The organism is Streptomyces sp. NPDC005761 (genome assembly GCF_040630635.1).
Lineage (GTDB): Bacteria > Actinomycetota > Actinomycetes > Streptomycetales > Streptomycetaceae > Streptomyces.
The window spans coordinates 42,347-66,595 of sequence record NZ_JBEXXX010000036.1 but is presented as its reverse complement, the minus strand read 5'-3'; the positions used below and the strand labels follow the sequence as shown (position 1 = coordinate 66,595).

Annotated in this window: 23 protein-coding genes; 10 read left to right on the top strand and 13 right to left on the bottom strand. The window is 72.7% G+C overall.

Annotated elements, in window-relative coordinates; genetic code table 11:
• Positions 1-2: 2 nt before the first annotated feature.
• The 8 genes from ABZ434_RS27245 to ABZ434_RS27210 form a co-directional block, all read right to left on the bottom strand.
• A complete protein-coding gene (locus ABZ434_RS27245; RefSeq protein WP_359142113.1) occupies positions 3-1,286 on the bottom strand; it encodes a sulfite oxidase in 1,284 nt (427 codons plus the stop codon).
• A 524-nt stretch (positions 1,287-1,810) separates the two neighbouring features.
• Positions 1,811-2,776, bottom strand: a complete 966-nt coding sequence (locus tag ABZ434_RS27240; protein WP_359142111.1) for an RNA polymerase sigma factor SigF — start codon at positions 2,774-2,776, stop codon at positions 1,811-1,813.
• A gap of 309 nt (positions 2,777-3,085) precedes the next feature.
• Positions 3,086-3,697: an XRE family transcriptional regulator gene (locus tag ABZ434_RS27235; protein ID WP_359142109.1), complete on the bottom strand. Its 612-nt coding sequence runs from the start codon at positions 3,695-3,697 to the stop codon at positions 3,086-3,088.
• A 67-nt stretch (positions 3,698-3,764) separates the two neighbouring features.
• Entirely contained in the window at positions 3,765-5,693 is a 1,929-nt protein-coding gene (locus tag ABZ434_RS27230) for an ABC transporter ATP-binding protein (RefSeq protein WP_359142107.1), read from the bottom strand.
• Positions 5,693-6,517, bottom strand: a complete 825-nt coding sequence (locus ABZ434_RS27225; RefSeq protein ID WP_359142105.1) for an ABC transporter permease — start codon at positions 6,515-6,517, stop codon at positions 5,693-5,695. Before ABZ434_RS27225 ends, ABZ434_RS27230 begins: the two co-directional genes overlap by 1 nt.
• Positions 6,514-7,572 carry an ABC transporter permease gene (locus tag ABZ434_RS27220; RefSeq protein WP_359142103.1) on the bottom strand — a complete coding sequence of 353 codons (1,059 nt, stop codon included), beginning with the start codon at positions 7,570-7,572 and terminating at the stop codon, positions 6,514-6,516. The genes ABZ434_RS27225 and ABZ434_RS27220 overlap by 4 nt, the downstream gene beginning before the upstream one ends.
• Positions 7,569-9,686, bottom strand: coding sequence for an alpha/beta fold hydrolase (locus tag ABZ434_RS27215; RefSeq protein ID WP_359142101.1), 2,118 nt, complete (start codon positions 9,684-9,686; stop codon positions 7,569-7,571). Before ABZ434_RS27215 ends, ABZ434_RS27220 begins: the two co-directional genes overlap by 4 nt.
• Positions 9,687-9,745: 59 nt before the next feature.
• Positions 9,746-11,398 carry an ABC transporter substrate-binding protein gene (locus ABZ434_RS27210; RefSeq protein ID WP_359142099.1) on the bottom strand — a complete coding sequence of 551 codons (1,653 nt, stop codon included), beginning with the start codon at positions 11,396-11,398 and terminating at the stop codon, positions 9,746-9,748.
• A 613-nt stretch (positions 11,399-12,011) separates the two neighbouring features.
• Between ABZ434_RS27210 and ABZ434_RS27205 the strand changes: the two genes are divergently transcribed.
• The 9 genes from ABZ434_RS27205 (at position 12,012) to abc-f (ending at position 20,223) form a co-directional block, all read left to right on the top strand.
• Positions 12,012-12,932, top strand: a complete 921-nt coding sequence (locus tag ABZ434_RS27205; protein ID WP_359142097.1) for an NADP-dependent oxidoreductase — start codon at positions 12,012-12,014, stop codon at positions 12,930-12,932.
• The gene (locus tag ABZ434_RS27200) at positions 12,929-13,693 is read left to right on the top strand and encodes a GNAT family N-acetyltransferase (protein ID WP_359142095.1); all 765 of its coding nucleotides are present in this window, start codon (positions 12,929-12,931) and stop codon (positions 13,691-13,693) included. The genes ABZ434_RS27205 and ABZ434_RS27200 overlap by 4 nt, the downstream gene beginning before the upstream one ends.
• A gap of 208 nt (positions 13,694-13,901) precedes the next feature.
• Positions 13,902-15,116: a PP2C family protein-serine/threonine phosphatase gene (locus ABZ434_RS27195; RefSeq protein WP_359142093.1), complete on the top strand. Its 1,215-nt coding sequence runs from the start codon at positions 13,902-13,904 to the stop codon at positions 15,114-15,116.
• 100 nt (positions 15,117-15,216) lie between these two features.
• Positions 15,217-15,885, top strand: a complete 669-nt coding sequence (locus ABZ434_RS27190) for a TetR family transcriptional regulator (RefSeq protein ID WP_359142091.1) — start codon at positions 15,217-15,219, stop codon at positions 15,883-15,885.
• Complete coding sequence (locus ABZ434_RS27185; protein ID WP_359142089.1) at positions 15,882-16,649, top strand: SDR family NAD(P)-dependent oxidoreductase; 768 nt, start codon at positions 15,882-15,884, stop codon at positions 16,647-16,649. Before ABZ434_RS27190 ends, ABZ434_RS27185 begins: the two co-directional genes overlap by 4 nt.
• Positions 16,650-16,711: 62 nt before the next feature.
• Positions 16,712-17,752: an NAD(P)-dependent alcohol dehydrogenase gene (locus ABZ434_RS27180; protein WP_359142087.1), complete on the top strand. Its 1,041-nt coding sequence runs from the start codon at positions 16,712-16,714 to the stop codon at positions 17,750-17,752.
• Positions 17,753-17,858: 106 nt separating this feature from the next.
• The gene (locus ABZ434_RS27175) at positions 17,859-18,173 is read left to right on the top strand and encodes a DUF6191 domain-containing protein (RefSeq protein ID WP_359142085.1); all 315 of its coding nucleotides are present in this window, start codon (positions 17,859-17,861) and stop codon (positions 18,171-18,173) included.
• A 28-nt stretch (positions 18,174-18,201) separates the two neighbouring features.
• Positions 18,202-18,333 carry a hypothetical protein gene (locus ABZ434_RS27170; RefSeq protein ID WP_359142083.1) on the top strand — a complete coding sequence of 44 codons (132 nt, stop codon included), beginning with the start codon at positions 18,202-18,204 and terminating at the stop codon, positions 18,331-18,333.
• Between the two features lie 246 nt (positions 18,334-18,579).
• A complete protein-coding gene (gene abc-f / locus ABZ434_RS27165; protein ID WP_359142081.1) occupies positions 18,580-20,223 on the top strand; it encodes a ribosomal protection-like ABC-F family protein in 1,644 nt (547 codons plus the stop codon).
• 111 nt (positions 20,224-20,334) lie between these two features.
• On the opposite strand, the gene ABZ434_RS27160 is transcribed toward abc-f, so the two are convergent.
• From ABZ434_RS27160 to dhaK, 4 genes are read right to left on the bottom strand one after another with little or no spacing between them, the layout of a single operon-like run.
• Positions 20,335-20,850, bottom strand: a complete 516-nt coding sequence (locus ABZ434_RS27160; protein WP_359142079.1) for an NUDIX domain-containing protein — start codon at positions 20,848-20,850, stop codon at positions 20,335-20,337.
• A 50-nt stretch (positions 20,851-20,900) separates the two neighbouring features.
• Positions 20,901-21,311 carry a PTS fructose transporter subunit IIA gene (locus tag ABZ434_RS27155; protein WP_359142077.1) on the bottom strand — a complete coding sequence of 137 codons (411 nt, stop codon included), beginning with the start codon at positions 21,309-21,311 and terminating at the stop codon, positions 20,901-20,903.
• Positions 21,308-21,922, bottom strand: coding sequence for a dihydroxyacetone kinase subunit DhaL (gene dhaL / locus ABZ434_RS27150; RefSeq protein WP_359142075.1), 615 nt, complete (start codon positions 21,920-21,922; stop codon positions 21,308-21,310). Before dhaL ends, ABZ434_RS27155 begins: the two co-directional genes overlap by 4 nt.
• 52 nt (positions 21,923-21,974) lie before the next feature.
• A complete protein-coding gene (dhaK, locus tag ABZ434_RS27145; protein WP_359142073.1) occupies positions 21,975-22,967 on the bottom strand; it encodes a dihydroxyacetone kinase subunit DhaK in 993 nt (330 codons plus the stop codon).
• A 277-nt stretch (positions 22,968-23,244) separates the two neighbouring features.
• On the opposite strand from dhaK, the gene ABZ434_RS27140 reads away from it, so the two are divergent.
• Positions 23,245-23,790 (top strand): DUF1697 domain-containing protein, encoded by a 546-nt coding sequence (locus ABZ434_RS27140; RefSeq protein ID WP_359142071.1) that lies wholly within the window; start codon positions 23,245-23,247, stop codon positions 23,788-23,790.
• An 11-nt stretch (positions 23,791-23,801) separates the two neighbouring features.
• Here ABZ434_RS27140 and ABZ434_RS27135 read toward each other — a convergent pair whose 3' ends face one another.
• On the bottom strand, positions 23,802-24,224 hold the full coding sequence (locus tag ABZ434_RS27135; protein ID WP_359142069.1) for an arsenate reductase ArsC: 423 nt from the start codon (positions 24,222-24,224) through the stop codon (positions 23,802-23,804).
• Positions 24,225-24,249: the final 25 nt, after the last annotated feature.

Genomic DNA, 24,249 nt, shown 5'->3' with positions numbered 1-24,249 from the left:
CGTCAGACCACCTGCACCTCGTGCCGGACCACCGCGTCGAACAGATAGCCCTGCGTGTTGTGCACGGCGACGTCCGGCTGGGTGCGGCCCGAACGGTCCGTGGCCCGTGCCAGCAGCACGGCCGGACCGCGGACCCCGGGCACCCAGTCGGCGGACCAGCGCACCCAGCTGCCGCTCCGCGGCTCGTCACGCAGCCGCGCCCGACGCCACCGCGCGCCCCCGTCGGTGCTGATCTCGACCGTGCGCACGGGGGCCCCTCCCGACCACGACCGCCCGGTCAGCACCTGGCGCCGGTGAGCGGGGAAGACCGCGTCAGGTGCCAGCTCGAAGGCGCTCTTCAGCGTCTGCCGGGTCAGCGGCGCACTGCCCCCGGCCGGGTAGCCGGGGCCGAACAGCCGGTAGAGCCCGGTGTTCCACGGGGAGACCAGGGGCTGGGCGCTCACCTCGATGTCGCCGACCCACTTGATGTTGGCGATCCCGACCCAGGAGGGCACGATCAGCCGCACCGGATGCCCGTGGTCGGGCGGCAGCGGTTCGCCGTTCATCTCGTACGCGAGGATCACGTCGTCCAGCGCCTTCGCCACGGGCAGCGGCCGGCGCACATGGCCGAGGTTGATCCCCTCGCTGACGACCTCGTCGTCCAGACCGCGCGGCAGCACGTCGACCGCGTGCCGGGCGATGCCCGCGCGGTGCAGTACATCGGCGAGCCTGGCCCCGCGCCAGCGGGCCGTGCCGATCGCCCCCAGGGTCCAGGCGGTCCCGCTGACCTGCTGGCTCTGCTGCGACGCGTAGTAGCTGCGGGCGTTGCCCGCGCACTCGACGAACGAGGTACGGGTCACCGGGGGCAGCGCGCGTAGATCGTCGTACGTGAACTCCACGGCCGGGCCCCTGAGCCCGTCGCCCCACACCTTCAGCCGCCAGTCCGCCGCTTCGATCCGCGGGGTGACCGTGTGATTACGTACGAAGAAGCGCTCGGCGGGCGTGAGCAGCCCTGTATCGCGCAGCGCGGCGAAGTTCGTCTCCGCGTTCGTGCCCCGGACCGTGAACACCTCGGGCGGCAGGGGCTTCACGATCCCGGGGGCAGCCGCCGCGGCCGGGGTCGCCCCGGTCCTGGCCGCCGCGTGCGCGGGAGCGGCGAGCCCGGCCAGCGGGGCCGCCACCGAAGCCGCCGCGACCAGCCGCAGCAGATCCCGGCGTTCGATCCCCGCGGAGCGCGCGGCACCGCGCGACCACTGGCGCAGCCGCATCCGGTCGTAGGAGGCCTCGGGCGACGGGACGGATCTCATGGACGACTCCAGGGGCAGGGGAGGGCAGGGCAGCGGGGGGATGGATCAGTGGTCCGGGCTTGCGCCCCCGGGCCGGTGGCCGCGCGGTGCGGATCAGCCGGTCGACGGAGTGAGTGCGCAGAGCCCACCGCGGCGACACGTGGCGCAGCCGAGGGCCGGATTCACGTGCCGGGGCGTCAGGAGAGCCGGGTTCGCGGACATGCGGGTGAGCGTGTCAGCGGCTCACCGGGGCGTCAACGCGCTCCCGTACGGCCCTGGGGTGCGCGGGGGCCGCACGAGGACCGGACCGGCTCGGGAGCGGGGAACCGCCCCTGCCCCCGGCACCGCTCCGACCTGCGCGGACGCGGTGTCGGGATGGATTCACGAACACCGGGCGGGGCAGGGGCGCCGGGTGCGCCCGCGGCTCGGCGATTTCATCGGGCCGCAATGTTCGGACGGCGTACCGGCGCCCTCCCATGAGGTTGCGTCCGGATACGCGTTCGGGCTCCGGACCGCCACGGCGGTCCGGAGCCCGAACGCCCCGCTCACTCCTCGACGAACATCCCCTCACGGAGCCTGCGTAGAATCCGGCTGATCAGCCGGGAGACGTGCATCTGCGAGATGCCGAGCTCCGCGCCGATCTGGGACTGCGTCATCTCCTGACCGAACCGCATGTCGATGATGCGACGCTCACGCTCGTCCAGGTCTTCGAGCAACGGTGCGAGGGCGTGGAGGTTCTCGACCGTCTCCATGGCCGGATCCGGCCCGCCCAGCACATCGGCGAAGGTGCGCCCCGCCGTGCTGTGCTGCTTCGAATCGGTCGTGGCGGCCGGCATGTCCAGCGAACCCGCGGTGTACCCGTTGGCCGCCACGATGCCCTCGGTGATCTCGCTCTCGCTCAGCCCCAGGTGCTCGGCGAGCTCGGAAACGGTGGGGTCTCGGTCGAGTTCGGCGGCCAGGGTCTCCTTGGTCTTGGCGATGTCGACCCGCAGCTCCTGGAGCCGCCGCGGCACATGGACCGCCCAGCTGGTGTCACGGAAGAATCGCTTGATCTCCCCGGTGATGTAGGGGACCGCGAAGGAGGTGAACTCGACCTCGCGGGACAGGTCGAACCGGTCGATGGCCTTGATCAGCCCGATGGTGCCGACCTGGATGATGTCCTCCATGTCGCCGCTGCCCCGGTTCCTGAACCGGCCGGCGGCGAAGCGGACGAGGGAGAGGTTCATCTCGATGAGGGTGTTCCGCGCGTACTGATGGGCGTGCGTCCCCTCCTCCAGGGTCTGGAGGCGGTCGAAGAACAGCCGGGACAGTTCCCGGGCGTCCATGGGCGCGACCTTGCCCGCGTCCTCGATCCACGGAAGTTCGCCGAGGTCACCGGGGGCCGGCCCGGCGGCGCCCGTGACTTCGTTCTGTGCGGCGACAGCCGCCAGGGCTGTCCCCTTGCCGGCCGGTGCCGACCGTGCACTCTCCGCTCGCTCCGCACCGGCAGTTCGCGCAGTGTGCGCCGTCATCTCGTCACGCTCCCCTGGTGGTAGGCCATGAGATCTGAACGCCTTCCCCGCTTGGAGGCTCCTATGCGCACAAGCGGAATTTGATCAGTGATTTCGCGTCAAAGACCGGGAGGGAGACGGTTCCCGTCGCTCGGCGCCGCTCGGGCCACCGGCACGCAGAACCGCCCCACCGGTACGGGGGAGCCCGGTGGGGCGGTCCTCACCAGGGTGCCACAGCCGCGGCCCCCGGAGGGGCCGGCCGACCTGTATCCGGCGGTAGTTGAGTCAAAATCGATGGTGGGCCGAGCGGGCCCGGCCGCGGGACAGCCCTTAGTCGCGCGGATATCCGACGACCGTGTGGGTGACGGCGGGCGAGTCCTGGGTGGTGTAGTAGTGGCTGCACTGGGCCGAGAAGCGAGCGGTGTCCCCCGCCTCCAGGAGGTAGGGGACATCGTTCACCACCAGCGTCACCTGACCCGACATCACGATCACGTACTCCACCGAGTCCACGCCGTGCGAACTGACCTGGCTCTGCGCGTGCGGGTGGAGCCGGGTCCGGTAGATCTCCATGCGGCCCTGCTCGTGACCGGCGTACAGCAGGCTGACCGAGGTCTCGTCCTCGGGTTCGTCCAGTGCGCAGGCGCGGATGATCTCCGGCTCCAGCAGCGGCTGGCGCAGCAGGTCCGTGCAGTTGGTGCCCAGTACGTCGGCGACCCGGACCAGTATGTCGACGGTCGGGTTGGCTTCCGCCCGCTCCATCTGGGACAGCAGCCCTTTGCTGACGCCGGTCGCCGCCGACAACTCACGCAGGCTCCAACCCCGGGCGAGCCGACGCCGGTTGAGGTTGCCGGCCAGGGAAGCGCGTACACCCGAGGCGGACTGCCGGGCCTCCGGCGCACGCGTGACGGGGGACGGTCCGGCGGCGGTGGTCGGTTCGGACACCGTTCCTCCTCGCTCAGGGGGTACGCGCTGGTCAGCGGCACACTCTACCCGCGCAGCCGCGGACCGGTCAGGTGTGGTGACCGGCATCCGCGGCCCGGGGAACCGCGTCGATCATGCGGCGGGTCCAGGGGTGTTGCGGCGCGTCCAGGACTTCGGCGACGCCCCCCTGCTCGACGATCCGCCCTCGGTGCATCACGGCCACCCGGTCCGCGATCTGGCGCACCACACCCAGGTCGTGGGTGATGAACAGCACCGCGAAGCCCTCCTCGCGCTGGAGTGCGACGAGCAGGTTGAGCAGCTGGGCCTGGACCGACACGTCGAGCGCCGCCACGGCTTCGTCGCAGATCAGCAGCCGGGGCCGGGCGGCCAGGGCCCGTGCCAGGGCCACCCGTTGGCGTTCGCCGCCGGAGAGCGCGGCCGGACGGCGCGAGGCGTACGACCCCGGCAGCCCGACCTGCGCGAGGAGGGTGTCCACCCCGAAGGCGTCGCCCCGCACCCGCCTGCCGGCAGAGGCGCCCAGGGCCTCGCGCAGCGTCGCGCCCACAGTGCGGAGCGGGTTGAGGGAGGAGTACGGGTCCTGGAACACGATCTGTACCTGCCCCGCCAGAAGCCGCCGGTCCGCCGTCGAAGGACGGCGCCCGGCGGGCAGGGCGATGCCGCCCACGGACACCGCGCCCCTGTCGAACGTCTCCAGGCCGACCGCGATCCGGGCGAGCGTGGTCTTGCCCGAGCCGGACTCGCCGACCAGCGCCACGATCGTGTCGCGCGGAACCGTCAGGCTCACGTCCCGCAACGCGCTGCGGTCCCCGGCCGACGAGCGGAACATGCGGTCGACGGACGTGGCCACGAGCGCCGCGTCCGGGACCTCCGTACCGGCTCCCTCTCCGGGCACCGTCATCGGCTCGGCGACCTTGCGCGCCGACGGTGTGTCCAGCGCGCCCCCGATCTCGGAGATCCGCACACAGGCGGACAGCCTGCCCGTACCGTCCACCCCCGTCCCGCCCACGGCCGGCGGCACCAGGGCGACCGGTTCGCTGCGGCACACCCGGGCCGCATGGCCACAGCGGTCGGCGAACGGGCAGCCCGGCCCGCGGGAACCCGGGGCGGGCACGGAGCCGGGAATGGCCGGAAGTTCCTCGAACCGCTCACGCACGGACGGTTCGGAAGCCAGCAGCCCCGCGGTGTACGGGTGCAGCGGACCGGACTCCAGCTCCTGCGAGCGGCCGTGCTCCAGCACCTGGCCCGCGTACAGCACGTACACCCGGTCGCAGGCGGAGAACGCGACCCGCAGATCGTGTGTGATGAGGACCAGCCCCATGCGACGGCTGCGCTGGAGGCCGCGCAGCAGGTCCAGCACGGCACCCTGGCTGGCGGCGTCCAGGGCCGTGGTCGGTTCGTCCGCGATCAGCAGTTCGGGATCGCCGGCAAGCGCCGCGGCTGCCGCGACACGCTGTCGCATCCCTCCCGACAGCTCGTGCGGATAGCGGTCGGCGACATCCGGGCCGAGGCCGACCTCGGCCAGCCGCCGCGCCACTTCCGCGCGCCGGACCGCCTTCGGCCTGCGCCCGTTCTGTCCGCCGTCGAGGTCGCGGAGACCGTCGGCGATCTGACGCCCGCAGGTGAGCTGCGGATGCAGCATGGTGAACGGGTCCTGCATCAGCAGGGTGACGCGCCGGCCCCGCAGTGCGTGGTGTTCGCGCGGCGGCAGGGTGAGGACCTCCCGGCCGTGGATGCGTACGGAACCGCCCGTCACTCCGGTCCCCGACGGCAGCAGGCCCGCCACGGCGCGCATGGCCAGGGACTTGCCGCTGCCCGACTCGCCGACGATGCCGACGCACTCGCCAGGGCCGACCGTCAGCGAGACGCCTTCCAGGATCGGGACCGGACCGCCCGGCGCGGCCGTCGCCGACACCCGGAGACCGTCGACGGCCAGCAGCGGCGCGGTGGCCGTATCGGCAGGGGCGGTACGGCTGTCCGTCGCCGGATGCGCTGCCATCAGGACCTCCCACGGTCGGAGAACGCCTCGAACAGCCGGTCGCCGAGGAGGTTGAGCGCCACGGCAGCGGCCACGATGAGGAGGGCCGGAGCCAGGGCGGCGGACGGGTTGTCGTACAGCAGGGTGCGGTTCTCGGAGAGCATCCGGCCCCAGTCCGGGGCGCCCGGCGGCACACCGAGGCCGAGGAAGGACAGCGAGCTCAGCGCGACGATCGCCCCGGCGAAGTTCAGCAGGGTGTTCGCCACCACGACGGGCAGCACATTGGGCCAGATGTGCCGGGTCATCACGGTGAAGCGGGAGAGCCCCAGGGTCTCCGCCGCCTCGACGTACGCGCGGTGCCGCTGCTCCAGTACGGCGGACCGCACCAGCCGGATGTCGGCGGGCGAGGTCAGCACGACGAGCACGCCCACGGCCAGCGCGTAACCGCCACCGCCGATGCCGGCGACGACGATCGTCACCAGAAGAGCGGGCAGCGCCAGCAGCAGATCGGCCCAGCGCCGCACGACGGTGTCGATCCAGCCGCCCCGGTACCCGGCGAGGAGCCCGAGGACGTTGCCGATGACCATGGACCCGATCGCGACCAGGGCCGCGCCGACCAGGGTGCTGCGTGCGCCGGCGACCACCATCCGGGCGATGTCGCGGCCGAGTTCGTCGGTGCCGAGCAGATGCCCGCCACCGGGCATGGCCGCGCCGGTCGCGAGGTCCTGGGCGTCCCAGCCGGGCAGGACCAGCTGGCCGACGGCCGCGGCGAGCGCCAACAGCATCAGCAGGACGGTGCAGCAGAGGGTGAGCGGGGAGAACCTGCGGGGGGTACGGGACTTCATCCGTTCTCCTCCTCGCGGGCGCCGGACGGCAGGGCCGGAGCGGAGGTCTGTGCGGCGTGTGGTGTCCTGGCCGCGGGTGCGCTCCGCAGCTGCGGGTCCAGCAGCGGCTGCACGAGGTCGGTGACGAGGTTGGCCAGGCAGACCAGGGCGGCGATGAGCAGTGCCTCGGCCTGGACGACGGGGACGTCCCGGAAGGTGACCGAGTCGACGAGCAGGGAACCGAGCCCCGGCAGTGCGAAGACCTGCTCCACCATGACCGTTCCCGCCAGCAGGTAGGCGAGAATCAGCCCGATCCCCGTGAGGACGGGGACGACGGTGCCGCGCAGCACGTACCGGAGCAGGATGTCCCGCTCCCGCACGCCCCGGGCGCGGGCGAACGTGACATGTTCCCGGCCGAGTTCCCGGATCACCGCCGCGCGGGTGAGCTTCAGCAGGACGGCGGTGACGGCGAGTCCCAGAGCCAGAGCCGGCAGTACCAGGTGCATCAGCCGGTCCGTGCCCGGGCCCTCGCCCGGTCCGTACGCGGGGAACCATCCGAGCATCAGCGCGAAGACGTAGATGAGCACCAGTCCGCCCGCGAACGCCGGGGTGGACAGGCCCACGACACCGAGGCTCTGCACGGCCCGGTCGGTGACGCGCCGGTTGCGCAGGCCCGCCAGGACGCCGAGCGGCACTCCGAGCAGCAGAGCCACGGCGAATCCCAGGCCGACCAACTGCCCGGTGAGCACCAGGCGGTCGCCCAGCGCGGCGGCGACGCTCTCGCCCGTGCGGATCGACGTACCGAGGTCGAGCCGGACGGCGTCACTCAGCCAGTACCAGTACTGCACGGCCATGGGACTGTCGAGGTGGTAGCGGGCCCGGACGGCGGCCAGCGCCTCGGGGGTGGCGCTTCGCGGGCCCAGCAGCGTCTGGGCCGGATCGCCCGGCGCCGCCTGGAGCAGGGCGAACACGGCGACGGACAGGACGACGAGCAGTCCCAGGGTGCCGCCGAGGCGGCGCATCACGAGCCCGGCAGGGAGCGCGGCGCGCAGCCGCGACCGGGTGGTGGCCGTCATCGCTGGTCTCCGGCCGGGCCGGCGGGGTGGGTGGCGGGGCCGGAGGGCGTCAGGGGGGTGACGTCCTCCGGCCCCGCCGGGGGAGCCGTGCCGGGGATCGGCTCGGGGGAAGCGTCCCCCGGCACGGCAGTCGGGCGGGCGGCCGCGGGGCGCGGCGCCAGGTGGGTGGCGAGCCATTGCTCCACGCGGGCCGCGGCATCGAGGAGGTGTCCGCCGTCGGTGAACTCGTGGCCCTCGTCCGGGTACACGTACAGCTCGGCGGGCGCGCGGCCGGCCCGCAGCAGGGACCGGTACAGCTCATGGGCCTGGCCGACCGGCGTGACGCGGTCCGCGGAGCCGTGCACGATGAGCGTCGGGGTACCGCTGCCGCCGCGCGCGAAGACCGGCGAGCGCCGGATCAGCTCCTGCGGGGCGTCCGGGCCGCCGATCGCGTACGTCCGGTCGTAGCCGCCGCCGATGTTGCTGGTGTGCGTGAAGCTCAGCCAGTCGGTCGGTGCCGAGACGACGACCGCGGCCCGGAACACATCGGTGCGGGCCGCTGCCTGGGCAGCGAGGAAGCCGCCGTAGCTGTGCCCCAGGATCGCAGTGCGGTCCGGGTCGGCGACTCCGGCGTCGGTCAGGTGGCGCACACCGGCCAGCACATCGTCCAGGTCGGCGCCGCCGACGTCGCCGACCACGGCACGGGCGTGTTCGAGCCCTCGGCCGCTGCTGCCGCGGGGGTTGGGCAGCAGCACCAGGTATCCGGCGGCGGCCAGCGCGGGCGCGAGCCCCAGCACGTCGCCCGGCGCGTATCCGGCGGACCAGAGCCAGGCGGGGCCGCCGTGCACGAGGACGGCGAGGGGGCGGGGTCCGGTGCTTTCGCCGCCGGAGAGGACGAGGCCCTGCACGGTGCGGCCGTCGGGCGCGGACCAGAAGGTGTGCTCGGTGCGGACACCGGCGAGAGCGGGGTCCGCGGGATCGTTGAGCGCGGTGACCGGCGCCCAGTTCCAGGCGTTCGGCCCCGTGGTGCGGGCGACGACGGCCTCGGGGGGACGGCCAGGCGCGTCGAGCACGGTCGCGGCCAGCAGCCCGTCGCCGCTGAGCGACAGCCCGGGCTGGTAGCCGGCGCCGCCGAGCGTTGCCGGACCCGACCAGTGGTCGTCCGCTTCGTGCCCGGTGTGTCCGACACGGGAACCCGTGCCGTCCCAGCCCGCGAACCACAGGGCACCGGGGTCCTCGTCGTCGAACCGCAGCCAGGTCGCGTCCTCGATGCCGGGCAGCACATCGGCGGCCCCGGTCGTCAGACTGATCACGACCGGGCGTCCGGCGACGATGGAGATGCCCTCGCAGACCGCCGCGGACCGGCCGTCGGCGGCGAGCGCGGGGGCACCCAGCTGTCCCTGGGGCGTGTACACGGTCCTGGCGGTGCGGGCATCGAGATCCAGGGCGGCGAACCGGGCACCGTAGTACCCGGCGGGCAGCGTGTCCTCGCAGACCGTCGCGACGGCGGTGGTTCCGCCGCGCCAGGCGGCGTTCCACACCGTGAGCCCGGCCGGCCCGGCCTCGCGTACCGAGCCGTCGGCGAGGCCGACGAGGTGCAGCGAACGGCGGCCGGTGCCCGGGGCGAAGTGTTCCGGTGCGGGCACGGAACCGAGCCGCACCGGAAGGCCGAGGTGCATGCCGTCCTGCTCGGCACCGTCCGCCGCGCAGAGCAGCAGCGCCTGGCGGCCGTCGTCGGAGACCAGGAGTTCCTCCACGGCGCCGGGCGCCCGGACCACGGTGCGTACGGTTCCGGTGTGTGTGTCCAGGGCCGCGAGCCGCACCTCCGTCCCGGACGGTCCCTCGTTCTCGGCGATGTGCAGCAGGGTCCGGGAGTTCGGCAGCCAGCGCGGGCTGTGACGGGCCGTCGACGTGGCCGGATCCGTGGGGGCGCGGAGCACGGGGACCGGCAGGTCCGCGTCCCCACCGGTCTTCGCGGCGGGGACCGGGGCAAGGACCAGCCCGGCCCGCTCGGGGCCCACCGCCGCTACGGCGACCGCGCGGCCGTCCGGGCTGATCCGGGCTTCTACCGGGTGGATCAGGCGCAGCATCGCCTCGCGGACGCGCCGTACGACGGTCGCGGCGTCACTGGGCATGGTGTCCGTTCCTTGCTGGGTGGAGGTGGAGGTGGAGGTGGGGGCGGAGACGGGGACGGTCAGGCGGACTTGCGGATCCGGGTCGCCCACGGGCCGATGAACGCGAAGGGGCCCTGGTCCAGCAGCACGTACTCCTTGGAGAACGCGGACGCGGTCTGCGCCCACCACAACGGGAGGTACGGCAGGTCGGCGCCGGCCGTCTGCACGGCCTTCATCAGTTCCCTGGCGCGGACTTCCTGGTCGGTGGCGGACTTCGCCGTGTCCAGTGCCGCGTTGACCGTGCCGTTGTCGTAGTGCGCGATGTCCGTCGCGGTGGCCGCCGCGTTGAGGTACGGGTCGGCGAGTTCGGCCGGGTCGCCTGTGACGGGGAAGTACCACAGGAACTGCAGCGGCTGCTTGCCGGAGCCGAGCTCCGCCACCCACTGTTCCAGGGTGATCTCCTTGACGTTCAGCGTGATGCCGATCTTCTTGAGCGAAGCGGCGAGCGCGAGCGCCGCCTTGCCCAGCTGAGGACCGCTGTTGGGGTAGTGCAGTTCGGCCGTGAAACCGCCCTTCACCGAGGACCTGTCCAGCTCGGCCCGGGCGGCGTCCAGATCGAAGGAGAGGGCGGGGATGGCGTCGTAGCCGGAACGGACCTCGTCCGCCGGCATGAGATCGCCCCACATCTCCCGGGAGGGCAGTGCGTCGGCGACCTCTGCCTTGCCGTGCAGGATGCCGTTCACCATGCCCTCGCGGTCGGCCGCGTGGGCGATGGCACGGCGTACATGGATGTCGTCGAACGGCGCCTCGGCGGTGTCGAACGCCAGCGACACCACGGAACGGTCGCCGGTGTAGGTGACGCGTGCACTCGACTCCCACCCGCGGGCCTCGTCCGACGCAAGGCCCAGGGCACCGTCCACCGCACCGGACTTGAGCGCGACCAGACGTGTCCCGGCGTCGGGGACGAAGGAGAGCTTCAGCTTCCGCACGGCGGGCTTCTCGCCCCACCACGCGTCGTTGCGCTCCAGCAGCACATGGTCGTCGGCCGCGAACTCGGTGATCCGGTAGGGGCCGGTGCCGAGCAGCAGTGTCTTCGGCGTACCGATCCGGCCCCTGTTGCGGGTGAGGAAGGCGCGGCTGCTGACGAGGAGTCCGCCGGCGCTGGTCGTCCAGGCGAACATGGCGTCGGGGGCCTTCAGCCGGATCGTGACCTCGTGGTCGCCGGTGGACTTCACGGACTCGACGCCCGCGTACGCGTAACCGAGGGCCGAGCCGTTCTTCGGGTCCCGGATCGCCTCGACGGACGCCACCACGTCGTCCGCGGTGAAGGGCGTTCCGTCGGTGAAGGTGACGCCGCGGCGCAAGGTGTACACGTACGTCCTCGCGTCGGGCTGCTTCCAGGACGACGCGAGCCCGGGGCCGAGCTTCCCGGACGGGTCGACCGAGAGCAGGGACTCCTGGGCCAGCACGGCGACCAGGTAGTTGAGGACGCCGGACTCCCGGCCCACGTCGAGGCTGGAGAGGGAGGAGGGCAGCGCGAGGGTGAGCGTGCTGATGGGGACGTCCGCGCCCTGCGCTGCGGTCCCCGGGTCACTGGCGCCGCCACTGGAGTCCTTCGCCGGCGGGGGCGCACACGCGGCCAGCACACCGGACGCGGCGAGGACGCCCATGCCGGCGCCGGCGAGGCGCAGCAGTCGGCGTCGGCTGAGGTTGCCACCCGGTTCCGAGGTCATCGGGAACCATCCATTTCACTTTGTCCACTGTTGCTGCCCAACTGGGCGTGGACAGTATCCGAACGCTTTGGGGGCGTCAAAGGGTGGCTAATAACCGTCCAGGGGGTGGACATCGGGTGGGGGTGTATGCCGTGTAAGTGGATGAAAGGTGCGGCGTGCTCTTGACAGGTGGATACCCCTGCCGACTCGAGGCGCAGTGCGAATCCAGGGGCCGCCCCGGGCGCCCGAGGATCCGGGCGGCGCCGAAGACCGACGTGCGCACCGACGGGCGAAGCTGTCACGCTGCGCCGGTGAACCGCGACCGGATCTCCGCCCTTGCCCATGCCGACCGCCCGGTCGAGGCTCCGCTCGACGTGGAATCGGTGAACAGGCTCCCGGACCACGCAGCGCCGTGCGGCGACGCGGGTCTGCCGGGAGACCTGGGGCTTCGTGACACTGGTGCCGCGCCCCGCATCCGGCTGACTTCGGGCCGGGCCCGTCGCTGCCCACTGATTCGTTGCGGACCGGTGAACGCTCCGCTCCCGGGGAATACGTGCGCGGCGACCGGACTTCCTGCTCCTGGGGCACCCGGCGACCGGCCCGCGTGCCCGTGCCGTGAACAGAGAGGGATCCGATGTCCAAGGCGTACGTGTTCACCCGCAACGGCGGACCGGAGGTGGAGGCCCTCGTCGACCAGGACACGCCCGTGCCCGGCCCCGGGGAACTGCTCGTCGCCGTCCGGGCGGCCGGGGTCAACCCCGTGGACTGGAAGCTGCGCACCGGATACACCCGGCCCGGCAGTGCGCCGCAGCCCTTCCCCGCCGTCTTCGGCAGCGAGGTCGCCGGCATCGTCGAGGCGGTCGGCCCGGGGGTCGAGGGATTCGCGGCCGGGGACGAGGTCTTCGGCAGCCCGGTGACGGGCGGGTACGCCGAACACACCCTGCTGCCCGTGGCCGTGACCGCGCACAAGCCGGCCGGGCTGCCGTTCAACGACGCGGCGGTGCTGCCGGTCGCGGCGGCCACGGCGTACGACGGAGTGCGCCAGCTCGGTCTGGTCCCGGGGGCCGCACTGCTGGTCACGGGGGCCGGCGGCGGGGTGGGGAGCGCCGCGGTGCAGCTCGCACGTCACGCGGGCGTCCACGTCATCGGCGTCGCGAGCGCGGCCAAGAAGGAGTTCGTCGAGTCACTGGGTGCGGTGCACGTGGAATCCGGCGCGGGACTCGCCGAGCGGGTACGGGCGGCGGCGCCCGGGGGCATCGACGCGGTCTTCGATCTGGCCGGCGGCGACACGCTGCGCGAAGTGGCCCCGCTGGCCGCCGGCCCGGCCGCGCTGATCAGCGCGGGCGACAAGCCGCTCGTGGCCGAGCTCGGAGGCGCGCCCGTCGAGAGGGCCCGCACCGCCGCGGTACTCGACGCGGTGGCGGACCTGGTCGTGACCGGCGTCCTGCGCACCCACGTCACCCGGACGTACCCGCTCGCCGGGGCGGGTGAGGCATTGCGCCTGGTGGAGGACGGTCACGCTCTCGGAAAGACCGTGATCGAGGTGATCGCGTGACCGGCTCCCCAACACCCGACGCCGGGTCGCACCCCCTGGACGACCCGGTGGGCTCCGCGCTGCGCGGGCCGCACGCCCACTTCGCCGAGCGCCGCGGCCGCATCCTGCGCTATCCGTCGGCCGTCACCCCCTGGGTCGCCCTTCCGGACAGGCCGGAGGCCGCCGACTGGGCCGATGCGGCCGCGCTCGCAGGACCCGGTGGCAACGTCACCATCACGGCGTTCCATGAGCCGCCCCCGGACGACTGGGAGGTCGTCTTCGACGCCGAGGGCGTCCAGCTCGTCGACGCGGGGGTCGAGGCGGCTCCGTATCCGGAGGCCGTCCGGCTCGGTCCCGCCGATGTGCCGGAGATGCTGGACCTGGTCGCCCGAACCCGACCGGGCCCTTTCGAACCCCGCACGATCGAGCTCGGCACCTATCTCGGTGTACGGCGTGACGGCGTGCTCGTAGCGATGGCCGGGGAACGCCTGCACCCTCCCGGCTGGAGCGAGATCAGCGGCGTCTGCACGGACGAGTCGGTACGCGGGCAGGGGCTCGCCGGCGGGCTCGTGCGGGCCGTCGCGCACGAGATCCGGGAGCGCGGCGAAACCCCGTTCCTGCACGCCGCCGCCGCCAACACCGACGCCGTCCGGCTCTACGAGCAACTGGGCTTCGCACTCCGCCGCCGCACGCCGTTCCTCTCGGCGCTCGTCCCGGAGCAGTCGCAGGTACGCGTGACCGGCACCGCCCGGGGCGACGTCCGGAAGGCGGCCACGCGCTGATCGCAGGCCCCGGGCCCTGCGGGCGTGGACGGTCCACCGCCCCCGCCTTCGGCCCGTGCACCGCGGGCCGAAGGCCCTTGCCGGCACGGTTTACGGGACCTTCGGCGCGGTGGGTGAGGCCGTAAGCCTCGTGTGCCGCCCGTCGCGACTCCGGTGCACTGGTAGGGAACGCCGGCGCCGGGCCGGCAGACCCCGGGAGGAGACGGCTGTGACGATCGGGCTCCAGCACCTGTCGACGACGCGCGAAGCAGCGCTCACGGGTACGGAGACGGGCGAGGCGGCCGTACGGGCGCCGAGGGTCGGCAACAGGGCGCTGTTCGGCGGTCTGGCGCTGCTGACCACCGTGATCGTCCTTCTCGACATGTGGTCCGGCGACGACCTGCGCCTCGTGCCGCTGCTGGTCGTCGTGCCCGCCCTCGTCTCCGTGTTCGGGACGATCCGGCAGACGGTGGGCGTGGCCTCCTGGATCATGGTGGTGGCCGTCACCTCGCGTCTCGTCACCGGCGGAACGTTCTGGGACATCACCAGCAGCGTCATCTTCACGGTTGTGGCCTCCTTCCTCGGTGTCGGAGCCTGCGCACTGCGCATCCGTCACGCGACCGAGATAGCCAGGCTCCGCTCCGCCGCCGTCGCCCTCCAGCGCCAGATCCTGCGCCCGCTGCCCATCGTGACCGACCAGGTCGTCGCCCACGGCACCTATGCGCCGATCGAGGAGGACCGCCTCGTCGGCGGTGACATCTACGAGGTCGTGTCGTCGCCCTACGGGACCCGGGTGATCATCGGGGACGTCCAGGGCAAGGGGCTCGCCGCGATCGGGGCGGGCTTCGCCGTACTCGGCGCGTTCCGCGAGGCGGCGATCCGTGAGCCCTCCCTGACCGGGGTCGTCGACGCCCTGGAGGACGCGGTGGCCCGGCACAACGCCTTCTCCGCCCAGACCGGCGAGATCGAGCGCTTCGTCACCGCACTGGTGCTCGGCTTCGACGGCGACGGACGCGTCCAGGCCGTCAACTGCGGGCATCTGCCGCCCCGGCTGTTGCACGACCGTGTGGCCTGCCCCGTCCCGCTGCGCCGTACATCGGTGCCGCTGGGCATGGCGGAACTCAGCAACGAGGCACGCGTCACCGAATGGCTGGACTTCCCGGCGGGTGCGACGCTGCTGATGTTCACCGACGGAGTGACGGAGGCCCGGGACGCCGCGGGGACGTTCTACCCGCTGGACAGCCGGCTGGGCCACTGGGCACACCTCGCCCCCCGGGAGCTGCTCGACGCGCTCCACCGTGACCTGGAGGAGTTCTCCGGGGGGGTGCGCCGCGACGACATCGCCGTGCTCGCCGTGGGACGGACATCGTCCGGCAACCCTCGCCGGACCGCGTCGGCGGGCCACGGCGCGAGGCGGGCCGCAGAGGCGTTCAGCGGCCGGTAGCAGCGAGCGGACCGGCTCCGCACACGCTCCCGTGACCGGGTGCTCATGTCCCGACGCGACTTTTGTCGCGTCGGGACATTTTTGGGTGTACGGTGCATGTATGAACCGGGAACCGAAGACCCCGGAGAGGCGGAGCCGCAAGGCGCGCCGGACCCGGGACACACTGGCCCAGGCCGCGATCGAGCTCGTGCTCGAGCGGGGTCTGAGGGACGTCACGGTCGAGGAGATCGCGGAACGCGCCGACGTCGACCGCCGTACGTTCAGCCGGTACTTCACCAGCAAGGAGGCTGCCGTCCTGGACTCGGTCCGGGGCGACGGCGACCGGATCAACGACGCACTGCGGGCCCGGCCCGTCGGCGAACCCCCGCTCACCGCCTACCGCCGGGCGGTTCTCGACTGGCTGGCGGATCCCGGAGCGGAGGCCTGGCACCGCCGCCCGAGGATCTTCGAACTGCTGGTCCTCGCCGAGCGGGAGCCGACCCTCTACGCGGCGTTCCACCACATCCGGGTGGACGCCCAGGAGGACTCGCTCGTCATCGTCGCGGACCGGCTCGGGGTCGACCCGCGCCAGGACATCCGTCCCGCCGTCACGGTCGCCGCCGGAGCCGGCGCACTGCTCGCCGCCCAGGCCGCCTGGGTGCGCGGGGGCTGCCCCGACGAGTTGCCCCGACTCGTCGAGCTGGCATTCGACGCCCTGTCGGGCGAGCTCGTCCAGGAGCCCGCCGGACCGGTGTCACACAGCACCACGGAAGGAAACGGAACATCATGAGCACCATCCCCGCCGAGCAGGAATTCGCCGGCCGTACCGCCCTCGTCACCGGAGGAGCCTCCGGCATCGGCCTGGCCCTCGCCCACCGGCTCGCCGCCTCCGGCGCGTCCGTCGTCGTGGCCGACTACGACGAGGCGAACGCCCGCAAGGCGGTCACCGACCTGGAGAGCGCCGGAGCCAGGGCCGCCGCCGTGGCCATGGACGTCACCGACCCCGCCTCTGTCGAAGCGGGTGTGCGATTCGCCGTCGACACGTTCGGCGCCCTGCACCTCGCCGTGAACAACGCAGGCATCGGCGGACCGAGCAGCCCCACCGGCGACTACGCAGTCGAGGACTGGAACCGCGTCGTCGCCACCAACCTGAGCGGCGTCTTCTACTCGATGCGTCACGAGCTTCCGGCCATCGTCGCCGCGGGCGGCGGCGCGATCGTCAACATGTCATCGATCCTCGGCACCAACGGCTTCGCCGGCTCGCCCGCGTACGTCGCCGCCAAGCACGGAGTCGTCGGCCTCACCAAGACGGCGGCCCTCGAATACGCCGCGCAGAACGTCCGTGTCAACGCGGTCGGCCCCGGCTTCATCGACACCCCGCTGCTGCGCAACACCGAGGGCCCGGCCCGCGACCACCTGATCTCGCTGCACCCGGCCGGACGCCTCGGCACGGCAGAGGAAGTGGCCGAACTCGCGGCCTTCCTGCTCTCCGACCGCGCGTCCTTCATCCATGGCAGCTACCACCTGGTGGACGGTGGCTACTCCGCTTCCTGAGCACAGGACGGGGGGCAAGGGGGGACGGAACAACAGAGCCGAACGAGGTCGAGGAGGACCCCATGAAAGCCGTTCAGTACCGCGAAGTAGGCGCCGCGCCCGAGGTTGTCACCGTGCCCGACCCGGAGCCGGGCCCCGGGCAGGTGCTGCTGAAGGTCACCGCGGCAGGCGTCTGCCACTCGGACATCGCCGTGATGAGCTGGCCCGCGGACGAGTTCCCCTACCCGCTGCCGCTCACCCTGGGACACGAGGGTGTCGGCACCGTCGCCGCACTCGGCGACGGCGTCAGTGGTCTCGCGCTCGGCGAGTCCGTCGCGGTCTACGGCCCGTGGGGCTGCGGTACGTGCATCAAGTGCGCCGAAGGCAAGGAGAACTACTGCCTGCGGGCCAGCGAGCTCGGCATCAACCCGCCCGGCCTGGGTTCGCCCGGCGCCATGGCCGAGTACATGATCGTCGACGACCCGCGCCATCTGGTCCCCCTCGGCGACCTCGACCCGGTGCAGGCCGTGCCGCTCACCGACGCCGGCCTCACTCCGTACCACGCGATCAAGCGTTCCCTGCCGAAGCTGGTGCCCGGCGCGACCGCCGTCGTCATCGGTACCGGCGGTCTGGGCCACGTCGCCATCCAGTTGCTGCGCGCCATGACGGCGGTGCGGGTGATCGCCCTCGACGTCACGGAGGACAAGCTGGCCCTGGCCCGTGAGGTCGGCGCGCACGAGACCGTCGTTTCCGACCGGCACGCCGCCGACCGGATCCGCGAACTCACCGGTGGCGTCGGGGCCCAGGTCGTCCTCGACTTCGTCGGAGCACCCGCGACCGTCGCCACGGCCGGCGCCTCGGCCGCCATCGACTCCGACGTCACGATCGTCGGGATCGGCGGCGGGAGTCTTCCGGTGGGCTTCGGCTCCCTGCCCTTCAGCACGACGGTGACCGCCCCCTACTGGGGATCCCGCTCCGAGCTGGCCGAAGTCCTCGACCTGGCACGCTCGGGCGCGGTGAAGGTCCATGTCGAGACGTACTCGCTGGACGAGGCCCCGCTGGCGTACGAGCGGCTGCACGACGGCAGGATCAACGGCCGGGCGGTCATTCTTCCCCACGGCTGACCGAGCCCTGCCCCCCACGACCCTGCGGGCCGTCGCACAGGCGTCGGCCCGCATCGTCATACCCGGGGCCGATGCCTGCGCACCACCCCGGACGGATACTGACCGCATGGAATTCGCCGCCATGATGACGCTGCCCGCGCTGGTGATCGGACTGACCGTCGCCGCCTTCCTCGACCAGCTGCTGCTCCGGGCAGGGCGGGCAGGTCTGCTGCCGTGGCGCAACAGCGCCCGTCAGGGCCAGATCTCGGCGACCGGTTTCGAACAGCTTCACGCGACGTTCTCACCCGGCAAGCAGAGCGAGCTCAAGCAGCGCCAGAGCGCCCTGCTGCTGCGCGACGACGAGGAGGACGGCGCCCCGCCGCACCGCTCCACCGTGGACCTCGACGGCGGTCTGGCGGTCGTCCGCCTGCGGCAGCGGTGAGGAGTCAGCGTCCGGCAGGGCGCTATTCGTGCGCCCGCGCGTCGGCCGCGCCGCGGCCGCGGCCCTGCCGGCCTGCCTGGTCGTTTCGGGGCCGCCCGCGCTCGATGCCCTGTACGGCCTGCACAGCAGCATCGAGATCGCTCAGGGCGAGAGCCCGTAGGGCCCGGTCCGGCTCGGCGAAAACCTGACAGCTTCTGCGCTGCCCCCCCGCTACACTCGCCTCATGGGTTCGTACTCGTACTACTTCTTCCGCTGACTCCGGGCAGGGACGCCGCCGCCCCGCACCGAGCCGTCGTCCGTCGACGCTCAGGCCGCGCCGCGTGCCCCTCCCCCGACCGTCCGGAAGCCCCGCCCGCCGCGCCCTGTCATGGGCCGCCGAGGCACGCACCCATCAGGGAAAACCACCATGCCCCTCCCGCACGACCGCGCCCAGCTGACCATGAAGGACGTCTCCAAGGCCTACGGTGAGCGAGCCGTTCTCGACCAGGTGTCCCTCACCGTCCGCCCCGGCGACCACGTCGGTGTCATCGGCGAGAACGGATCCGGGAAATCCACCCTCCTGCGTCTGATCGCCGGTGCCGAGACGCCGGACAGCGGCGACATCACCGTCCGCTTCCACGGCGGCACCGGTTACCTCTCCCAGACGCTCGCCCTCGACCCCGCCGGCACCGTCCAGGACGCCGTCGACGCCGCTCTCGCCGAGCTGCGTGCACTGGAACGGCGGATCCGCGCCGCCGAAGCAGCACTCGCCGACCCCAAGGGCGCCGATGATGCACAACTGGAGGCGTACGGAGACCTGCTGACGGAGTACGAGGAGCGCGGCGGCTACCGGGCCGACGCCCGGACCGACGCCGCACTGCACGGCCTCGGACTCGCACACCTCACCCGGGACCGCGTGCTCGGCAGCCTGTCCGGGGGCGAACTGTCCAGGCTCGCACTCGCCTGCGTCCTGGCGTCCGGCCCCGAACTCCTCCTCCTCGACGAGCCGACCAACCACCTCGACCTCCGGGCGGTCACCTGGCTGGAGGATCAGTTGCGCGCCCATCGCGGCACCCTCGTCGTGATCACCCACGACCGCGCGTTCCTGGAGCGGACGACCACCGTCATCGTCGAGGTCGACCGGGACCTGCGCAGCGTCGCCCGGTACGGGGACGGGTGGGACGGCTACCGCACGGCGAAGGCCGCTGCCCGCCGCCGTTGGGCGCAGGAACACCAGGAGTGGGTGGACGAGCTGGCGCGTACCGAGGAGCTCGTGAACGCCGCAGGACAACGGCTCGCCGCCACCGGTAAGGACCCGGGGGAGGGCTGGGGCAAGCACCGCCGGTCGCACGAGGCGAAGCTCTCCGGTCAGGTCAGGGCGGCCAGAACGCGGTTGGAAGGGCTGCGCGGGGCGCCGGTACCGGCTCCGCCCCAGCCGCTGCGGTTCTCCGCCGGACCGATCCTGGCCACCGACGGCGACCGGCCACCGGGGCCACTGGTCGAGCTCGCGTCCGTATCCGTCGGCGACCGGCTGCACATGCCGGCGCTCCGGGTGGACGGCGGGGATCGCCTGCTGGTCAGCGGACCCAACGGGGCCGGGAAGTCGACCCTGCTGAGGGTCCTGGCAGGTGACCTCGCCCCGGACGCCGGCACGGTACGCCGCCGGGCCCGGATCGGCTACCTTCCTCAGGAGCTCCCTGCCCGGCCGACCCGTCGCACCCTGCTGGCGACGTTCGCGGCAGGGCGGACCGGTCACGCGGAGGAATACATCGACATGCTCCTCGCGCTCGGCCTCTTCCGCCCGGACGACCTGTCCGTCCCGGTCGCCGCGCTCTCCGCCGGGCAGCAGCGGAGACTCGCGCTCGCCCGGCTGGTCACCCGGCCCGCCGATCTGCTGATCCTTGACGAGCCGACCAACCACATCGCCCTGGCTCTGGTGGAGGAACTGGAGGCGGCGCTGGCGGCGTACGAGGGCGCCGTCGTGGTCGTCTCGCACGACCGCAGCTTCCGCGGCCGCTTCACCGGCGACCGGCTGGAGCTCCACGGGGGGAAACCCGTCGCCCGCACCTGAACACGGCCACGCACGGCGAGGGGGCCGTGGAATCAGGCTCCCGGCGCCGTGCGCAGCGGGGCCCCCGCCATCAGGCCCGTCGCCGTGCGCGCCCAGGACTCCGCCCGCCCGTCATCGGGCCCCGTCGCCGCGCGCGGCGGGGCCCTCCCCGACCGTCAGGCGGTCGCGCAGCCGGTCCAGGAAGACGCGCTGCCCCTTCACGAGCCGCTCGGCCGCGACCTCCGGCGCACACCAGGCGAAGCGGTCGATCTCCGGGAACTCCCGCTGCACACCGGATCCCCGCGGCCACTCCATGGTGAACGTCCCCGGGACCGCCGTCGCCGGATCGAGGTCGGCCTCCACGGCCCACACCGTCACCGTCTTGCCGCCGGCCTGACGCGACTCGCCCAGCGGCAGCCAGGCGCCGTCCGGGACCGGGTGCCCGAACTCCTCCTCGAACTCCCGCCCGGCCGCCGCCTCCGCCTCCTCCTCGGATCCGTACTCGCCCTTGGGCACCGACCACGCCGCACTCTCCCGGCGAGCCCAGAACGGCCCGCCCATGTGCCCGATGAGGACGTCGAAGCAGGCGCCGCGACGGCGGAACAGGAGGAGACCGGCGCTGCGCCTGGCGGTTGCGTGGGGTGCCATACCGTCAAGTGTGGGACCGCCACCGCCGAAGGCCCGGACGACAGGCCGTCCTACACCTTGCGGTAGTCGTACGCCTCCGAGGCGGCGGCCGCCACCGCGTCGAGGTCGCCGCCGGCCGACGCCGTGACCACCGCGGCCACCGCGCCCTCCACGAAGGGCGCGTCCACCAGCCGCGCACCCTCCGGGAGTTCGTCCCCCTCGGCCAGCATCGCCTTCACCGTCAGCACGGCGCTGCCCAGGTCGACGAGGACCGCGACCCCGGCACCGCCGTCGACGGCCCGGGCCGCCTTCGAGATGAGCTCCGCGCTGGTCCCGAGCCCGCCCGCGGGCGTACCGCCTGCGGCGGCCACGGGCGCCGTGGCACCGCCGGCCGCGAGTCCCTTCGCCAGTTCGGCGACCGCGTCGGCCACCGGACCGCTGTGCGACACCAGCACGATTCCGACCTGCTTGCCCGCGCTCACGCGCCACCTCCCGTTTCGGCGGCCGTCGCGGCGAGCGCGGCGATCAGCAGCGCGGCCGACGTGGCCCCCGGATCCTGATGCCCGATGCTCCGCTCGCCGAGATAACTCGCCCGGCCCTTGCGCGCCTGCAGGGGGACGGTCGCCTCCGCGCCCGCCCGGGCCGCCTCCGCTCCCGCCTCGAACGACGTCGCCAGGGCCTCGACGGCCGGCAGCAGTGCATCGAGCATCGTCTTGTCACCGGCCTGGGCCCCGCCCAACTGGGCGACCGCTGCCACTCCCTCCCCGAGCGCCTTTGCCAGCTGCTCGTCGCTGACGGCGGGCGAGTCCCCCAGCGCCTTGCCCGTGCGCCGCAGCAGCGTCCCGTACAGCGGCCCCGAAGCTCCGCCGACGGTCGAGATCAACTGCCGCCCGGCCAGCATCAGTACGGCGCCCGGCGTCCGCGGCGGCTCCTTGTCCAGCGCGGCCGAGACCGCGCCGAACCCGCGCTGCAGATTGCTGCCGTGGTCGGCGTCCCCGATCGCGGAGTCGAGGTCGGTCAGATGCGCCGCCTCACGGTCGACCGAGGCAGCGGTCGTGGTCATCCAGCGGTGGACGAAATCGGCGTCGAGCACATGCGCTCCTCTGTGCGTCGGATGAATGGGCATCGCCGCGGGGGCGGTCGGGTCAACGGCCCCAGCGCAGCGCGGGTGTCTGCACCGGCGCGTCCCAGAGCCGTACCCGCTCCTCGTCCACCTGGCAGAGCGTCACCGAACAGCCGGCCATGTCGAGCGAGGTCACATAGTTCCCCACGAGCGTACGGGCCACCACCACGCCGCGCTCGGAAAGCACCCGCTGCACCTCGGCGTTGAAGCCGTACAGCTCCAGCAACGGTGTCGCGCCCATCCCGTTGACGAGGGCGATGACCGGCCCCGTCGGCCGGAGGTCCTCCAGCACCGCGTCGACCGCGAAGTCGGCGATCTCCCGCGAGGTCATCATCGCGCGCCGCTCCCGCCCCGGCTCGCCGTGGATCCCCACGCCGAGTTCGAGTTCGCCGGGCGGCAGATCGAACGTGGGGGAGCCCTTGGCGGGTGTGGTGACCGAGGTCAGCGCCACCCCGAAACTCCGCGACGCCTCGTTGACCTGCCGCGCCAGGGCCGCCACCCGGTCCAGCGGTGCGCCCTCCTCCGCCGCGGCGCCGGCGATCTTCTCGACGAACAAGGTCGCTCCTGTGCCCCGTCGCCCCGCCGTGAAGAGGCTGTCGGTCACCGCCACATCGTCGTCGACGAGCACCTGGGCGACCTGCACGCCCTCCTCGTCGGCGAGTTCGGCGGCCATCTCGAAGTTGAGCACGTCGCCGGTGTAGTTCTTCACGACGAAGAGCACGCCCGCGCCGCTGTCGACGGCGGCGGCGGCCCGCACCATCTGATCCGGCACGGGCGAGGTGAACACCTCACCGGGGCAGGCGGCCGAGAGCATGCCCGGACCGACGAACCCGGCATGGAGCGGTTCGTGCCCGGACCCGCCGCCGGAGACCAGGGCGACCTTTCCGGCCACGGGTGCGTCACGTCGTACGACGACACGGTTCTCGACGTCCACGGTCAGCTCGGGGTGGGCGGCGGCCATGCCGCGCAGCCCGTCGGCGACCACGGTTTCGGGGACGTTGATCAGCATGCGCAACGGAATCTCCCAGGAAGGCTGTCGACGCTGGACCACCACCGTAAAACGCCCGGACGTCCCGTGCGAAGAACCGCACGTGTCCGCTTGTGCGCGACGCCCCGGTGGGGCCGGAGAATGCCGGGGCCCCTCGGCGCCCCGACGCGTGCCCCGGCGGCGACTCCGCCGGAGCGCGCGGACCTGCCGGCCCCTTGCCGGGCGCCGCGCGGGCTACGCTGTCGGGCGCCGGCCGTGGCACCCCTCCTCCTGCGGACATCCCCTTGCGGACAGGTGATCTGATTTGCTGTACATCGCATTCCTGCGTGGAATGAACGTGCCGGGCCGCTCGGTGAAGATGGAGTACCTGCGCGGCCTGTTCACGGACATGGGGTTCGACTCCGTGCGCAGTTACATCCAGAGCGGAAACGTCTTCTTCGAGTCCGACGAGACGGACCGGGCGGTGCTCGGCGCCCGTATCGGCGACCAGCTCGCCCAGGCGCTCGGCTACGAGGTCGCGGTCTGCCTGCGTACGGTGCCGGAACTGGAGGCGCTGATCGCGCTCGACCCGTTCAAGGACGTCACGGTCACCGACGACCTGCGCTGCTGTGTGGTGTTCACGACCGAGCGGATCGACCCGGAACTCCCGCTGCCGATGCTCTCTCCGAAGAAGGACATGGAGATCATCGGCACCACCGGGTACGACGCGTTCGTCGTCTGGTACCTCATCAAGGGGAAGGCGCCCGCCGCGAAGGGGTTTCAGGAGCGCGTCCTGGGCCACGACGCGACGACGCGCTTCTTCCACACCGTCGTGAAGATCCTCGCCGCGGCCAAGAAGGGCGCGGCCTGACGGACGGCTCGTCAGGCCGTGGTGGCCGGGGCGATCTCTGCGATCAGGCCCTCCACGAGTGCCCTGATCTCGTCACGGACGATGCGCACGGCCTCGACGCCCTGTCCGGCCGGGTCGTCCAGCTCCCAGTCGAGGTAGCGCTTGCCGGGGAAGACGGGGCAGGTGTCGCCACAGCCCATGGTGACGCACACGTCCGACTCCCGGACGGCGTCGGCCGTGAGGATCTTCGGCGTCTGCCCGGACATATCGATTCCGGCCTCCGCCATCACCTCGACGGCGGCGGGGTTGACGCGGTCGCCCGGGGCCGAACCGGCGGAGCGGACCTCGATACGGTCTCCGGCCAGGTGGGCCAGCCAGGCAGCTGCCATCTGGGAGCGGCCGGCGTTGTGCACGCAGACGAAGAGGACGGACGGCTTGGCGCCGGGATCGGCCATGGTGTTCGTGCCCCTTCGTCGCGTG